Origin of the sequence: Roseobacter sp. HKCCD6576-2 (assembly GCF_013179285.1) — a bacterium.
In the GTDB taxonomy this organism is placed as follows: Bacteria; Pseudomonadota; Alphaproteobacteria; order Rhodobacterales; family Rhodobacteraceae; genus Rhodophyticola; species Rhodophyticola oceani.
In genome coordinates, this window is sequence record NZ_WVNW01000055.1 from 1 (window position 1) to 1,814 (window position 1,814).

At 50.3% G+C, this 1,814-nt stretch carries 1 protein-coding gene and 1 pseudogene; one reads left to right on the forward strand and one right to left on the reverse strand.

The features are described 5' to 3' along the window. Positions 1-854: 854 nt before the first annotated feature. Positions 855-1,022 (reverse strand): hypothetical protein, encoded by a 168-nt coding sequence (locus tag GTF44_RS21890; protein ID WP_171563507.1) that lies wholly within the window; start codon positions 1,020-1,022, stop codon positions 855-857. 626 nt (positions 1,023-1,648) lie between these two features. Between GTF44_RS21890 and GTF44_RS21895 the strand changes: the two are divergent. Then, positions 1,649-1,759, forward strand: a pseudogene (locus tag GTF44_RS21895) (transposase); the annotation flags it as partial. Positions 1,760-1,814 lie beyond the last annotated feature (55 nt).

The window sequence follows — 1,814 nt, forward strand, 5'->3', positions numbered from 1 at the left end:
TGCTGTTTAGCGCAGGATATCGCGCGCAAGGCGGTGACCCCAATCCCTACATTGGATTTGCGCTCAGTCACAGGTTTTGAGCCGCTGGATTGAGTTATTTGACCAATACAGGGCCAGATAAGAGGTCGCGCGTTACTTGGCCCGACCAACCCGAGGCTGTGAGGTCGGACAGATTACGGAACACAGGTAAACACTGTTTTCCGGATTGTAGTGTGCTGCTAGAAGAGTGTTTTTTAGCGAACGCTCATAGTTTAGGTAGTGTCAAAGATCGTAACCGTTCTGTTTGGATCAGCTGCTTCGGTGCACATCGTTATTGGTGTGGTTGACGACGTCGCATGCGGCGAGAGCAGATGTCTGCGACATGAGGTGATTGTTGGGGTCGAATCTCGGCGGCTTTGGTCGGACGACTTGAAAGCATCGATCTTGCGGGAAGTTGGTGCTGGCGGCGCGATCACGGCCGATGCCGTGATGTGATGCGGCAGCATATCTATCAGTGGCGTCGGTAACTGAAGGACAAGGATCCTTTGTGGAAACCGGAGAGCATAGCGTTCCTTACCCTCGACGCGCTAGAGCAACCGGTGGTGTCCACTCCCAAATCTGAAAGCAGTTCGTCCAGGATTCTCTTTGAGATGGTCATTCATGCTTCTTTTCGGTGAAGCATGAACCGGATTAGTCATACGCAAAAGGTCGAACACTCTCGTATGCGGTGCCAGACGCTAAAACAACACACATAACGATCAGAAGCCCTTTCAACGCGTCATTGACTGGAAGAGTACGGATCAGTGGACCCAAGCACACCCGTGCAACAGTCCAGGTAGCGATGCCGGAAAGTACCGAAGGACTGTGTTTTCGGATCAACTGTTAACCCCTTTCTTGGAGTTCAGCTCGGCCAGTCTTTTGCGCTCTGCTTGTTCGTCCCATTCCTCCTGCTCCTCGGCATCTTGAAAGCTATACCACAGAGCCCAAAGGTTCGCCCGTTCATCGGCTAACTTTGCGGATTTGTCACTTGGATCTACGGGCATCAATCTGCATCTCTTCCTGTGTCTATGACACCGTTCCACTTACGATCAGTAACCGACCATGTCGATGCCCGAGTCGTAAAGCTAAGTCGCTGTATAGAGAAGCATTGAGACGTTATTCTTAAATAGTCCTCAACTATGGTTTAGTCGTGTAGAGAGTGACCCGAGTACTATCTCATTTGTCGCAACTGTCGTCATGGTGTCAATTAACATCCCTGCCGGTAAGAATTCTCTCCAGTCAACACCCGATGATCAACATGACTATCGCTATTTCCGAAGAAAGGCAAAAGCTGAATGAGTCTCGAGCTCAGCTGGGAAACAGAAATTGAGCGTGCATTCTTCTACTGTGCCAATCAACTGATCGCCTGAAAGGAGTATGGAATGCGTATGGAAGCGGTCTTTTTTGAAATCACATTCACTGCGGCGTCCGCAGGTATAGTAAAGCATATTGTCAAACGTCCCTCTGAAGAGGCCGCGTTGTGCCGTATAAGGGCCGCTTACCCTGGCCAAACCCTCACGATCCATAGCATCCGGAAACTTGTTCGGGTGAGTAGGTGACATGGTAATTCCCCCGAAATTTAGGGGTGTGCGGAAGTAGAATTTTCTCGAAGATGAAAGAGGAGATTCTGATGAAGAAATCAAAGTACAGCGACGCGCAGATCATGAGCATTCTGAAGCAGGCTGAGAATGGCGTGTCAGTTGCTGACCTGTGCCGAAAACACGCCATGAGCAGCGCGAGTTGACCCAGCCCCCTGAAATCAGGCCATTGAGGTGCTAGTAATCCGTCCAAGCAAA

Coding starts and splice junctions, on each gene's coding strand:
- GTF44_RS21890 (WP_171563507.1), bottom strand. CDS start 1,022: ATGCCCGTAGATCCAAGTGACAAATCCGCAAAGTTAGCCGATGAACGG.